This is a genomic window from Micromonospora sp. CPCC 206061 (genome assembly GCF_036906915.1).
GTDB lineage: Bacteria > Actinomycetota > Actinomycetes > Mycobacteriales > Micromonosporaceae > Phytohabitans.
The window spans coordinates 30,737-42,557 of record NZ_JBAKHX010000042.1 but is presented as its reverse complement, the minus strand read 5'-3'; the positions used below and the strand labels follow the sequence as shown (position 1 = coordinate 42,557).

Here is an 11,821-nt window from a genome sequence, read left to right as displayed (position 1 = left end):
CCTAGGCGCGGGCCAGGCTGTCGACGCGGCGCAGGGCGTCCGGGAGGCGGTGCGATCCTGCCATCGCCTGCACAAGCGCCGCCGCCTCGTCGAGCGGCAGGCCGGCGGCCGTGACGTAGAGCGGTCGCGTGCCGCCGCGCCGCACCTCGACCGCGTGCGTCGCGCTGTGAAACGCGGTCTTCGCCACGCCTACCACCGGCACGTCCATCTCGTGGTGCACGTGCGCGCCCAGGCCGGGCCGGCCATTCGGGTCGAGGTCGACGTAGCCATCGACGACCACCAGGTCAACGACGCCGGCCTGCGCGAACACGGCACGCAGCGCGGGCAGCTCGCGCAGGAAGAAGGCGCCCGGCTGGTACGGCGGGACGCTGGGCAGGTGCGCCGTGTACTCGTCCACAATGGATGAGAAGGTGCGGTCGGCGGCGACGACCATCGCGGCGTTCGCGCTGCCGTCGGCCGGATAGTGCACGTCGACCGCGGCGTACCGTCCGGCCAGCTTAGAGGACACGGGTGGCGTGCTCGGCCTCGGCGCGGGTGGCGGCGGTCGCCGGGTCGAGGTGCGCGCACAGCACCACCGAGGCGCCGGCGGCGAGCGGCGCCAGCAGCCACTTCACGGGGTGCTCGTGCTCGGCCGCGTCGACCAGCAGCCGGTCACCGGCCCGCAGGTCGTAGATCTCCGCGAGTTCCCGCGCCAGCCGGCCCCACTCGCGGTAGCTGGTGCCGTCGACGGTCGCCGCGTCGCCTTCCCCGATCGGCGTGAACCCGGCCGGGGCCTCCGGGTACCGGCCGACCTCGGCGAGGAAGTTCCGGTAGCCGGCGGGCGGCTCGCTGTCGGCGGCCAGTCCGGAGACGAAGCGGTGCGGCGCGTCCGGCACGTCGTCCAGCCAGTTGTCGACCCGCTCCGGCGCGACGAACGTCGCGTCGAGCGGCTCGTCGGCCCCCGGCCCGAGCGCCGGCAGGCCCGCCGTCGCCGCCAGCCGGAACGACACCGACACCCCCGCCGACCAGGCGCCCAGCAGCACCGCGGCGGTCTGCCAGTGCGGTGGCAGCAGCACCGCGGCGCGGCTGCCCGCGCCCAGCCCGCAGCCCTCGCGCAACAGCCTGGCGGTGCGCGCCGCCCAGCCGGCCAATGCGGTCGCCGACAACTCGACCCGCTCGCCGGTCGCGTCGTCGCAGTAGGTGAGCAGCGGCGCGCCAACGTCGTCCATGGCGGCGCTGTTCATCAACGCGGGTGCGGCGTTCTCCATGGGTACCGCATCCTATCGCCCACCCCCCACCGCGCCCGTTGCCCGGCCCACCCCGCGGCGGCCCCATGCCGTCGATCAAGGGCGAACGCACCTGGTTTGATCTCTTTTCCACGTGCGTTTGTCCTTGATCCATGCCACTCTCCCTGATCGACGCTGTCGGGGTCGAGAGCAGGAGCGGAGCGCGCCGATCGCGGCGATCGACCTTGACGCGGCGCCGGAGCCGCGCGAGGGCGGAGCGGCAAACGCCGCGCGGCGATCAAGGCGATTCGCCGCGATCAAGGGCAAACGCACGTGGAAAAGAGATCAAACCACGTGCATTTGCCCTTGATCAACGGAAGAGGGCGGCGATGCGTGCGAGGCGCGGCGATGCGCGCCAGGCGGCGCCGGCGAACATTTCCCGGTGGTTGTCGAGGTTATGAGGCGGTGCTTTTGGCGGTGGCGAACGGGCGGATGTTGTGGCCGGAGCGGAAGAGGTTGCGCGGGTCGTAGGCGGCCTTCACCTCGCGCAGGCGCCGGTGGTTCTGCGCCGTGTAGGCGGCGGCGGTGCGGGTGGGGTCGGCGAGGAAGTTGAGGAAGGTCGCGTCCATGCCGTGCGGGCGCAGCGCCGTCGCGAGCTCCGGCAACACCGCGTCGACGATGACGGAGAACCGCGCGTCGCGGTGCCCCGCCGGCCCGGCGTCCGGACCGGGGTCCGCTATCGCGCCGCCCCATTGCCGGATCTCCACAGTGGAGATTGGCGAGTCGGGCGCGGCGTGCGCGTCGGCCAGCGCTTCGAGCGCCGCGTCGGGCAGCGTGCGGAACATGTCCAGGTACCGGGCCGGCGTGCCGCCCATGGCGGCGTCCGCGTACCGCACCGGCCGCACGTCGTCGACCAGCGCCGGCCCGGCGACGGACCACAGTGGAGCGAGAAGGCAACGGCCGCGGTCGGGATCGCCCGCGTACATGGCCTTTATCATCAGTACACGCCTGCCGCGCACCGCCGCGGGAACGTCGTCGGCGTCCGGCATCCGGCGCAGCAGCGCGGCCGTGCTCAGCTCGTCGGGGGTGGTGGCGGCCCAGTCGCGGTACCAGGCGAGGGTCTCGGCGGCCCGATCGGCGGGGAAGTACGCGAAGCCGGCGAGCACCCGGTCGACCGGGTAGAGGCGGAACTCCAGCGACGTGACGACGCCGAAGTTTCCGCCGCCGCCGCGCAGCGCCCAGAACAGTTCCGGGTCGCGGTCGGCGCTCACGGTGCGCAGCCGGCCGTCGGCGGTGACCACGTCGGCACGCACCACGCTGTCGGCCGCGAAGCCGTACCGGCGCGCCAGCCAACCCAGGCCGCCGCCCAGCGTGTACCCGGTCACGCCGACCGACGGCGACGAGCCGGACAGCGGCGCCAGACCGAACGACGCGGCCGCCGAAAGCACCGCGCCCCACCGCGCGCCGGGACCTACCCGCGCCACCTGGCGGTCCGGGTCGACGAGCACCGACGCCAGGTGCGAGGTCTTGAGCAGCAGCGCGCGGTCGGCGGCGACGTGCGTGCCGTGCCCGGTGGCCTGCACGGCGAGCGGCAGGTCGTGCCGGCGGGCCGCGACCACGGCGGCCCGGACGTCCGCGGGTCCGCGCGCTTCGACCACGGCGGCGGGCCGCGGGTCGATCGTCGGGTACAGGGGCTGGCGGTGCGTGTCGTAGCCCGGGTCGCCGGGCAGGTGCACCGGTCCGGCGAACCCGCGGCGGAGTGCGTCCTGGTTCATGGCGGTCCCTCTCGATCGGCTGTCGTCGGAGGGTCAGACGGGCGGGGCGCCGCGGACTCATCGGCGGCCGCCAAGGATTTTTTCGGGGGCGCGATGAATTCCCTACCGGCCGGGCGTCTGACCGTCAGACCCACTGCGAACGGAGGCCGACTTGTCCGGACCCCAGGAACGACCACCGCCGGTCTTCGCGATCGGGCCCGTCGTGGACCGCGCGGACATCCCGCGCCTGTGCGCGCGGCTGGCGGCGCTCGTGCGCGACACGGGGGCCGCGGCGGTGCTCTGCGACGTCGGTGCGGTCAGCGCGCCGGACGCCGTGACGATCGAGGCGCTGGCACGGCTGCGACTGACCGCGCGCCGGCTCGGCTGCGACCTGCGCGTTCTACGCGCTCATCGCCGCCTGGCGCAGCTGGTGGCGTTGACCGGCCTGACCGACGTCCTGCCTGCGGCCGACTGACTGGCTGACTGACTGAGCGGTCAGTCGTCGAGGCGGGTGGGGAGGCCGAAGAGTGGGAACAGGTGCTCGGTGTCGAGGAACGAGTTGACGCCGTGGATGCGCCCGTCGGAGATCTCCAGCAGGATCAGCGCCCACGGCTCGTGCCGCCCGCCGGGGCCGCTCGGCCGGTACTGGCCGAACGCCGGCAGGCCGCTGGCCGCGGTCGGGATCAGGCGGGAGCCGCGGCAACCGCTGCCGGTGCCGAGCATCCAGCTGCGGATGTCGGCGTGACCGCGGAACCAGAGCGACAGCGGCGGCATGGACAGCGTCGCGTCTTCGTGCAGCAGGGCGGTCAGCGATTCCATGTCGTATCGCTCGAACGCCTCGACGTAACGCGCCAGCAGCGCCGACTGCTCCTCGTCCATGGGCTTGTGGGTGTCGCTGGCGAGGTCGGTGGTGGAGATGGTGGCGCGGGCCCGCTGGAGCGCGCTGTTGACGGACGGCACGCTGGTCTCTAGCAGCTCGGCGACCTCGTTGGCCGACCAGGCGAGCACCTCGCGCAGGATCAGCACGGCGCGCTGGCGCGGCGGCAGGTGCTGCATCGCGGCGACGAACGCGAGGCGGATTGACTCGCGGGCCACTGCCAGCTCGGCGGGGTCGGCGGACTCTGGCAGCAGGCGACTGTCAGGGGCGGGACCGACCCAGACCGTCTCGGCGAGCGGCGCGTCGGGCAGGGAGCCCTGCGAGCCGGCCGGGCCGAGGTCCATCGGGCGGGCACGGCGCTGGGCGCTGCCGAGCATGTCGAGGCAGACGTTGGTGGCGATGCGGTACAGCCAGGAGCGCAGCGCCGCGCGGCCCTCGAACTTGTCGAGGCTCTTCCACGCCCGCACCAGCGTCTCCTGTGCGGCGTCTTCGGCCTCGAAAGCCGAGCCGAGCATCCGGTAGCAGTAGGCGGTCAGCTCCCGCCGGTATTCCTCCAGGACCCGCTCGGAGCCGATGGTGCTCACCTTCTGCATCACAGCCGCCCCCCTTTCGACCCGGCCAACGTATACCACCCCACCGACATTCGCCCTTTTCAGGAGCGTGCGGGGCTGTTACTTTCCGGTACACGCTGGTCTGTTCGGTCGAGTCGCTTCCGTCCGTACGTACCGGGCGGGCTCGGCCATCAGTGTGGGGAGGAACAGATGGCCCAAATACGAAGAATGACAAGGATTGCCGTCATCGCGGGCGCGGCCATCCTGGTCGGGGCGGCCGGTCCGGCCGCGACGGCCATTGCCGCCCCGGCGGGCGGCACGATCCTCGCGGCGCCTGGCGCGGACGTGGTGCCCGGCAGCTACGTCGTGGTGCTCAAGGACGGCGGCGCGGCGGTGCCCGCGCAGGCCAAGGCGCTCGCGGGCAAGCACAGGGCGACGGTACGGAAGACGTTCTCGCACGCGCTGCGTGGTTTCTCGGCGACCATGTCCGACGCGCAGGCACGGGCGCTCGCCGGCGATCCGGCCGTCAAGTTCGTGCAGCCCAACGTCATTCACCGCGTGAGCGCCACGCAGTCGAACCCGCCGTCGTACGGCCTGGACCGGATCGACCAGCGGAACCGGCCGCTGAACTCGGCGTACACCTACAACACGACCGCCTCGAACGTGCACGCGTACATCGTCGACACCGGCATCCGCACCAGCCACACGGACTTCGGCGGCCGGGCCACGAGCGGCTTCGACGCCGTCGACGGCGGCGCCGCCGACGACTGCCACGGCCACGGCACGCACGTCGCCGGCACGGTCGGCGGCAGCGCGTACGGGGTGGCGAAGGGCGTGCGACTGGTCGCTGTGCGGGTGCTCGACTGCGAGGGCAGCGGCACCACCGAGCAGGTCGTCGCCGGCATCGACTGGGTCACCGCCAACGCGGTCAAGCCCGCTGTGGCGAACATGAGCCTCGGCGGCGCCGCGGACACGGCGCTCGACAACGCGGTACGCCGGTCGATCACCGAAGGGGTCAGCTACGCGATCGCGGCGGGCAACGGGTTCCTGGGCATCATCGCGCTGGACGCCTGCACCCAGTCGCCGGCACGGGTGGCCGAGGCGCTGACCGTCTCGGCGACCGACAGCAACGACCGCAAGGCCAGCTGGGCCAACCGCGGCACGTGCGTAGACGTGTTCGCGCCGGGCATCAACATCCCGTCGACCTGGAACACCAGCAACACCGCCACCAACACCATCAGCGGCACCTCGATGGCCGCCCCGCACGTGGCGGGCGCGGCGGCGCTGTTCCTGGCGAACAACCCGTCCGCGACACCCGCCCAGGTCCACACGGCGATCGTCAACAACGCGACGACCGGCGTGGTCACCAGCCCGGGCTCGGGCTCGCCGAACCGGTTGCTCTACACCGGCAGTTTCTAGCTATATCCATTGTGGGGCGTGCCACCCGGCGCGCCCCACGGTCGGTTAGATTGATCGCGTGAGCGCAGAAGCCGAGTACGGCCCCAAGGAACTTCAGCTCGACATTCCCAGCGCGGCTCGCGCTTACGACTACTTCCTGGGCGGGGCGCACAACTTCGAGGCCGACCGGGCATTCGCGGAGCAGGTCCGCGCGATGGTGCCGTGGGTGCCCGACGTGGCGAAGCTCAACCGCTCGTTCCTGCGCCGGGTCGTCGGGTACCTCCTTGACCAGGGCGTCGACCAGTTTCTCGACCTCGGTTCGGGCATCCCGACCGTTGGCAACGTGCACGAGATCGCCCAGGAGCGGGCGCCCGGCGCGCGAGTGGTCTATGTGGACTACGAGCCGGTGGCCTACAAGTACGCCCGCACGCTGCTCGCCGGCGACCCGAACACCGCCATCATCCAGGCCGACGTGCGAGACCCCGCGGCGGTGCTCGACGCGCCGGAGACCCGCGAGCTGATCGACTTCTCGCGCCCCGTCGGGCTGCTCATGGTCGGGCTGCTGCTGTTCATCGGCCCGCAGGACCACCCGGCCGAGCTCGTGCGCACCTACCGGGAACGCCTTGCGCCGGGCAGCTACCTGGCCATCTCGCACATCGCCGACGAGCACGCCCCCGCGGAGCTTCGCGCGCAGGTCGCGACGCTGGTAGCCGCCTACGCCCAGGCCAACGAGCACGTTTACGTGCGCGAGCGCACCGAGATCGAGTCGTGGTTCGGCGGCATGGAGATGGTCGAGCCGGGCGTCGTGTTCCTGCCCGACTGGCGGCCCGAGACGCCCGAGGAGGCGCAGAACGCGGCCCGCCCGCTGGGCTACGGGGGCGTCGCCCGCCAGCTCTGACCGACACAAAGGAGAATGTCGGAGGGCGGCGGTAGCGTCGCGGGCGTGACTGGTCCCGGTGACGTCCCGCCCCAGGTGCTCGCCCGGCTCCGGCCGATCTGCCTCGGCCTGCCGGAGACCTACGAGGAGCCGGCGTGGGTGGGCACGCGCTGGCGCATCCGCAAGCGCACGTTCGCCCATGTGCTCACCGTCGACCCTGACCACCAGATGGCGTATGCCCGTGCGGCTGCCACGGACGAGCCGGTGTGCGTGCTGACGTTCCGGTCGCCGGGTGACGAGATCCAGGGCCTGGTCTCCGTCGGTCACCCGTTCTTCAAGCCGGGCTGGGGCGCCGACGTGGTGGGCATGGTGCTCGACGGCGGCGTCGACTGGGAAGAGGTCGGCGAGCTGCTGACCGAGAGCTACTGCGTCCTGGCGCCGAAGCGGCTCGCCGCCCAGGTAGACCGGCCGCCAGGCTGACCGGTTCGAACGTCTGTGCGAAGATGGCAGGGTGGGTGCGGAGGGCACGATCCTGCACGCCGACCTCGACGCCTTCTACGCGTCGGTCGAGCAGCGCGACGACCCCGCGCTGCGCGGGCGGCCGGTGATCGTCGGCGGCGGCGTCGTGCTCGCGGCCAGCTACGAGGCCAAGGCGTGTGGCGTGCGCACTGCGATGGGCGGCCACCTCGCGCGCCGCCTGTGCCCCCAGGCCGTCGTGGTCCCGCCGCGCATGTCCGCGTACTCGGCCGCGAGCAAAGCCGTCTTCGAGGTGTTCCGCGACACCACCCCGGTCGTCGAGGGGCTGTCGATCGACGAGGCGTTCCTCGACGTGGGCGGCCTGCGGCGGCTTCGCGGCTCGCCGCTCGACATCGCCGCCCGGCTGCGGCACGACGTGCGCACCCGGGTCGGGCTGCCGATCACCGTCGGCGTGGCCCGCACGAAGTTCCTGGCGAAGGTGGCCAGCGGCGTCGCCAAGCCCGACGGGCTGCTCAGTGTGCCGCCCGACGGCGAGATGGCGTTCCTGCACCCGCTGCCCGTGGAGCGGCTGTGGGGCGTCGGCCCGGTCACCTCCGGCAAGCTGCGCGCCCGGGGCATCGTCACGGTCGGTCACGTCGCCCGCATCGGCGAGGCCGCGCTGATCTCGATGGTCGGCCAGGGGGCAGGGCGGCACCTGTACGCGCTGGCCGTCGGGCGGGACCCACGCCCGGTACAGGTGGGGCGCAGGCGTGGCTCGATGGGCGCCCAGCACGCTCTCGGGCGAGGCCCGCGCACGCCCGAGGACCTCGACGCGGTGCTGTCCGGGCTGGTCGACCGCGTGACCCGACGCATGCGGGCCGCCAGCCGTGTGGGACGCACCGTCGTGCTGCGGCTGCGGTTCGCCGACTTCACCCGCGCCACCCGGTCACACACGCTGCCCCGGGCGACCTCGCACACGCCGCTGATCCTCTCCACGGCCCGCGGTCTGCTGGTGAGCAGCCTGCCGGCGATCTCCGCGCGCGGGGTGACGCTGGTCGGGGTCGCGGTGAGCAACCTCGACGACGGGCGGGCGGTGCAGCTTGAGCTGCCGTTCGACGGGTGGAGCGGTGCGGAGCTCGACGGGGCGCTCGACGCGGTCCGCGACCGTTTCGGCTCCCGCTCCGTCACAAGGGCCACCCTGCTGGGCCACCCCGACCCAATGTCAGTCCCGATCCTCCCGGACTAGGAGTCGGTCGAGGGCTCGATGGGCGCGGGTTGCCGCGTGGGGGTCGCGGCGCAGGCGAAGCGCGTGGTGGGCGGCCAGCATCACGCCGCTCAGGTCGAACACCAGTTGCTCAGGGTCGGTGCCAGCCGGCAACTCGCCCGCCGCGATCGCCTGTTGTGCGTGGATGCGCAGGTCGCGGTGCCACAGCTCGGTGAGGCCGGCCAGCGCGTCGCGCACCGGGCCGTCGCGGTCGTCGAACTCGGTCGCCGCCGCGATGAAGAAGCAGCCGCCGGGGAAGACGCCACGCTCCAGATAGGACAGCCAAGCGACGCACAACGCGCGCAGGCGCGGCAGCCCGGGCGCGGTGCGGGCCGCGCGGTCGGCCACCTCGCGCGTGAACACGGCCGCCGCAGCGTCGACGACCTCCAACTGGAGGCTCTCCTTGGTGCCGAAGTGGCCGAGCAGCCCCGACTTGCTCATGCCCAGGTCGGCGGCCAGCCGGCCGATGGTCAGGCCCGAAAGGCCTTCGACGGAGGCGACAGCCACGCCTCGGGCCACGATGGCGGCGTGGGTGCCTGCGGTCGCCTCGACAGATCTGCGGGGACTCACAGCGGTCGACGATACCATCCGAACGTTCGGTCGCTATAGTTCGCTCATGCTCGCACTGATCACCCGGCAGCTCGTGGCGCCCGTGGCCCGGCTCGTCTACCGCCCGGTCATCGAGGGCCGCCACCACGTACCCAGGCGCGGCCCGGTGATCCTGGCCAGCAACCACCTGTCGTTCATCGACAGCATGGTCATTCCGCTGGTGGCGCCGCGGCCGGTGACGTTCCTGGCCAAGGCCGAGTACTTCGACCGGCGCCGCACCCGCTGGTTCTTCTCCGCGTTCAACGCGGTGCCGGTGCGTCGGGGCGACCACCGGGTGGCGCAGGCGTCGCTGGACGCCGCGCTGGGCGTGCTCGAAGGCGGCGGCGCGTTCGGCGTCTACCCCGAGGGCACGCGGTCGCGCGACGGCCGCCTCTACCGCGGTCGCACGGGCGTCGGCTGGCTGGCGCTCTCCGCGCGGGTGCCGGTCGTGCCAGTCGCGCTCGCCGGCACGGAAAAGATCCAGCCGGTGGGGGCGAAACTGCCTCGGGTGCGGCGGGTCACCGTCAAGTTCGGCGCGCCGATCACGTTCGGGCCCGAGTACGGCGAAGCGGGGCAGGCGCGGGCGCGGCGGCGCGTCACGGACGAGATCATGGACCGGATCGCGGAACTGTCCGGTCAGGAACGGGCCACCGTCTACAACGAGCGCGGCATCGATACGATCCCCGGGTGACCCGGCTCCTCGCGATCAGCGACCTGCACGTGGCGTACCAGGAAAATCGCGACTTCGTCAGCCGCCTGCGCCCCGATGACCCGGCCGACTGGCTGCTCGTCGCCGGCGACGTGGGCGAGATCGGCGCGGACGTCGAGTGGGCGCTCGGCGTGCTGCGCGAGCGGTACGCGGAGGTGGTGTGGGCGCCGGGCAACCACGAGCTGTGGACACCGCGCGAAGACCCGCTGCGACTGCGGGGCGAGCAGCGGTACCGGCACCTGGTCGAGGTGTGCCGCCGGCTCGGCGTGCACACACCCGAGGACCCCTACCCCGTCTGGGACGGCCCCGGTGGTCCGGTCACGGTCGCACCACTGTTCACTTTGTACGATTACTCGTGGCGCCCGGACGGAACGTCTACCAAGGACGAGGCGTTGGCTCTGGCGTACGACCGAGGTGTGGTGTGCACCGATGAGATCCTGCTGCACCCCGACCCGTACCCGAGCCGCGACGCCTGGTGCGAGGCGCGGATCGCGGAGACCGAGCGGCGGCTGTCTACACTGGATGCTGAACGCCCGGTGGTGTTCGTCAACCACTACCCGCTCGTGCGCGAGCCGACCCGGGTGTTGTATCACCCCGAGTTCGCGCAGTGGTGCGGCACCGACCGCACGGCCGACTGGCACCGCCGGCACCGCACCGCCGCCGTCGTCTACGGTCACCTGCACATCCCGCGCAGCACGCGGTACGACGGGGTGCGTTTCGAGGAGGTGTCGGTGGGATACCCGCGCGAGTGGCGCAAGCGGGGGAGCGCGCCGAACCGGCCACGCCAGATCCTGCCGGTCCCGGTGGCGGAGTCCTGACGATGCTGGAAGAGATCCTGCCGCCGGTGGTGGTGGCCGAGGAGGCGTTCGCGGACCCGCCAGGCGTGCCGCTGTTTCCCGAAGAGGCGGCGGCCGTCGCCAACGCAGTCGCCAAGCGGCGAGACGAGTTCACCACCGCGCGGTACTGCGCCCGTGCCGCGCTGCGCCGGCTCGGGGTCGCGCCCGCGCCGATCCTGCCCGGCGAGCGGGGCGCGCCAGGCTGGCCGGCCGGCATCGTCGGGAGCATGACGCACTGCCTCGGGTACCGGGCAGCCGCGCTGGCGCGCCGCCGAGACGTGGTGACGATCGGGATCGACGCCGAGCCGAACGAGCCGCTGCCGCACGGCGTACTCGACGCCGTTTCCATAGAAGCGGAGCGCGCGCTGCTCGCGCGCCTCGCCCTCGACGCGCCCCGCGTGCACTGGGACCGGTTGCTCTTCAGCGCCAAGGAGTCGGTGTACAAGGCGTGGTATCCGCTGACCGGGCGGTGGCTCGACTTCGCCGAGGCGGACGTGGTGATCGACCCGGCGGTGGCGGGGTTTACGGCGCGGCTGCTCGTGCCCGGGCCGGTGGTGGCGGGCCGGGAGCACCGCGAGTTCGTCGGCCGCTATCTCGTGCGCGGCGGCCTGGTGGTGACCGCGATCGCGGTGCCGGTCTAGCGAGCGCGCGCCGCCCCCAGCGCGGGCCAACATCGCAGCGACCAGAGCGACTGCGGCCTACAGGGCGGCTTCCGAGCGCGCGAGCGACCCGTGCGCATTGTACTCAGCCCTCGAGGTCGGCGGGGCGCATCCGGAAGACCTGGAGGCGCAGCCCGTAGTACTTCTCCGTCTCGCCGACCCAGTCCATGCCGATGTGGCGCGCGACCGCGCCGGCGCGGTCGTTCGCGGGCCGCGTGACGGCGAACACCTCGTCGAGCCCCTCGTCGAACGCCCACCGCGCGAGCCGCTGGCCGGCCTCCGCGGCGTATCCGTTGCCCCAGACGTCGCGGTGCAGGTGCCAGCCCATCTCAAGGTCGTCGCCGCCCGGCGGCAGCGGCAGCAGCACCGCGCCACCGATCACGCGGCCGTCGTCGCGGCGTTCGATCGCCCAGCGGCCGGCAGGCGGCACCAGCCGCTCGTCTTCGCCGATCCAGTGCTGGAGTACGAGGCGCATCGCGGCGAGGTCGGCGACCGCGTCCATGGCGGGACTCAGCCACTTGGCGATGCTCGTGTCGCCATAGACGGCAAGCGCCGCCTCGGCGTCGTCGAGCCGCCACGGCCGGAGGGTGAGCCGCTCCGTCGTCAATTCTTTCGCCACCAGGCCACTCTATGCCCGCGAGCTGCCA

Annotated in this window: 14 protein-coding genes; 8 read left to right on the top strand and 6 right to left on the bottom strand. The window is 72.7% G+C overall.

The features are described 5' to 3' along the window. Window position 1: 1 nt before the first annotated feature. From V6V89_RS25240 to V6V89_RS25230, 3 genes are all read right to left on the bottom strand, one after another. A complete protein-coding gene (locus V6V89_RS25240; RefSeq protein WP_334621811.1) occupies window positions 2–508 on the bottom strand; it encodes an endonuclease V in 507 nt (168 codons plus the stop codon). Continuing rightward, entirely contained in the window at window positions 498–1,247 is a 750-nt protein-coding gene (locus tag V6V89_RS25235; protein ID WP_334621810.1) for a TIGR03089 family protein, read from the bottom strand. The genes V6V89_RS25240 and V6V89_RS25235 overlap by 11 nt, the downstream gene beginning before the upstream one ends. Before the next feature lie 413 nt (window positions 1,248–1,660). Then, window positions 1,661–2,980: an FAD-binding oxidoreductase gene (locus V6V89_RS25230; RefSeq protein ID WP_334621809.1), complete on the bottom strand. Its 1,320-nt coding sequence runs from the start codon at window positions 2,978–2,980 to the stop codon at window positions 1,661–1,663. A 151-nt stretch (window positions 2,981–3,131) separates the two neighbouring features. Between V6V89_RS25230 and V6V89_RS25225 the strand changes: the two genes are divergently transcribed. After that, window positions 3,132–3,434 carry an STAS domain-containing protein gene (locus tag V6V89_RS25225; protein WP_334621808.1) on the top strand — a complete coding sequence of 101 codons (303 nt, stop codon included), beginning with the start codon at window positions 3,132–3,134 and terminating at the stop codon, window positions 3,432–3,434. Window positions 3,435–3,454: 20 nt separating this feature from the next. Here the strand turns inward: V6V89_RS25225 and V6V89_RS25220 are convergent, their stop codons facing one another. Further along, the gene (locus tag V6V89_RS25220; protein WP_334621807.1) at window positions 3,455–4,429 is read right to left on the bottom strand and encodes a sigma-70 family RNA polymerase sigma factor; all 975 of its coding nucleotides are present in this window, start codon (window positions 4,427–4,429) and stop codon (window positions 3,455–3,457) included. 186 nt (window positions 4,430–4,615) lie between these two features. Here V6V89_RS25220 and V6V89_RS25215 point away from each other — a divergent pair, with 186 nt between their 5' ends. The 4 genes from V6V89_RS25215 to dinB are packed head-to-tail and all read left to right on the top strand — an operon-like array spanning window position 4,616 to window position 8,364. Beyond that, window positions 4,616–5,806 carry a S8 family peptidase gene (locus tag V6V89_RS25215; RefSeq protein WP_334621806.1) on the top strand — a complete coding sequence of 397 codons (1,191 nt, stop codon included), beginning with the start codon at window positions 4,616–4,618 and terminating at the stop codon, window positions 5,804–5,806. 58 nt (window positions 5,807–5,864) lie between these two features. Continuing rightward, window positions 5,865–6,683: an SAM-dependent methyltransferase gene (locus tag V6V89_RS25210; protein WP_334621805.1), complete on the top strand. Its 819-nt coding sequence runs from the start codon at window positions 5,865–5,867 to the stop codon at window positions 6,681–6,683. Window positions 6,684–6,728: 45 nt separating this feature from the next. After that, a complete protein-coding gene (locus V6V89_RS25205) occupies window positions 6,729–7,142 on the top strand; it encodes an MmcQ/YjbR family DNA-binding protein (protein WP_334621804.1) in 414 nt (137 codons plus the stop codon). A gap of 31 nt (window positions 7,143–7,173) precedes the next feature. Then, entirely contained in the window at window positions 7,174–8,364 is a 1,191-nt protein-coding gene (gene dinB / locus V6V89_RS25200) for a DNA polymerase IV (RefSeq protein WP_334621803.1), read from the top strand. On the opposite strand, the gene V6V89_RS25195 is transcribed toward dinB, so the two are convergent. Then, a complete protein-coding gene (locus tag V6V89_RS25195; RefSeq protein ID WP_334621802.1) occupies window positions 8,341–8,952 on the bottom strand; it encodes a TetR/AcrR family transcriptional regulator in 612 nt (203 codons plus the stop codon). The two genes, dinB and V6V89_RS25195, sit on opposite strands and share 24 nt — an antisense overlap. Window positions 8,953–8,998: 46 nt before the next feature. Between V6V89_RS25195 and V6V89_RS25190 the strand changes: the two genes are divergently transcribed. The 3 genes from V6V89_RS25190 to V6V89_RS25180 are packed head-to-tail and all read left to right on the top strand — an operon-like array spanning window position 8,999 to window position 11,156. Next, a complete protein-coding gene (locus V6V89_RS25190) occupies window positions 8,999–9,661 on the top strand; it encodes a lysophospholipid acyltransferase family protein (protein WP_334621801.1) in 663 nt (220 codons plus the stop codon). Continuing rightward, window positions 9,658–10,497 carry a metallophosphoesterase family protein gene (locus V6V89_RS25185; protein ID WP_334621799.1) on the top strand — a complete coding sequence of 280 codons (840 nt, stop codon included), beginning with the start codon at window positions 9,658–9,660 and terminating at the stop codon, window positions 10,495–10,497. Before V6V89_RS25190 ends, V6V89_RS25185 begins: the two co-directional genes overlap by 4 nt. A gap of 2 nt (window positions 10,498–10,499) precedes the next feature. Beyond that, a complete protein-coding gene (locus V6V89_RS25180; protein ID WP_334621797.1) occupies window positions 10,500–11,156 on the top strand; it encodes a 4'-phosphopantetheinyl transferase family protein in 657 nt (218 codons plus the stop codon). Window positions 11,157–11,259: 103 nt separating this feature from the next. Here V6V89_RS25180 and V6V89_RS25175 read toward each other — a convergent pair whose 3' ends face one another. Beyond that, the gene (locus tag V6V89_RS25175; protein ID WP_334621796.1) at window positions 11,260–11,793 is read right to left on the bottom strand and encodes a GNAT family N-acetyltransferase; all 534 of its coding nucleotides are present in this window, start codon (window positions 11,791–11,793) and stop codon (window positions 11,260–11,262) included. Window positions 11,794–11,821 lie beyond the last annotated feature (28 nt).

Excerpts from the sequence above, each read along its gene's own strand:
- V6V89_RS25235 (WP_334621810.1), bottom strand. The coding sequence starts at position 1,247 with ATGGAGAACGCCGCACCCGCGTTGATGAACAGCGCCGCCATGGACGAC.
- V6V89_RS25230 (WP_334621809.1), bottom strand. The coding sequence starts at position 2,980 with ATGAACCAGGACGCACTCCGCCGCGGGTTCGCCGGACCGGTGCACCTG.
- V6V89_RS25220 (WP_334621807.1), bottom strand. The coding sequence starts at position 4,429 with ATGCAGAAGGTGAGCACCATCGGCTCCGAGCGGGTCCTGGAGGAATAC.
- V6V89_RS25215 (WP_334621806.1), top strand. The coding sequence starts at position 4,616 with ATGACAAGGATTGCCGTCATCGCGGGCGCGGCCATCCTGGTCGGGGCG.
- V6V89_RS25190 (WP_334621801.1), top strand. The coding sequence starts at position 8,999 with ATGCTCGCACTGATCACCCGGCAGCTCGTGGCGCCCGTGGCCCGGCTC.
- V6V89_RS25180 (WP_334621797.1), top strand. The coding sequence starts at position 10,500 with ATGCTGGAAGAGATCCTGCCGCCGGTGGTGGTGGCCGAGGAGGCGTTC.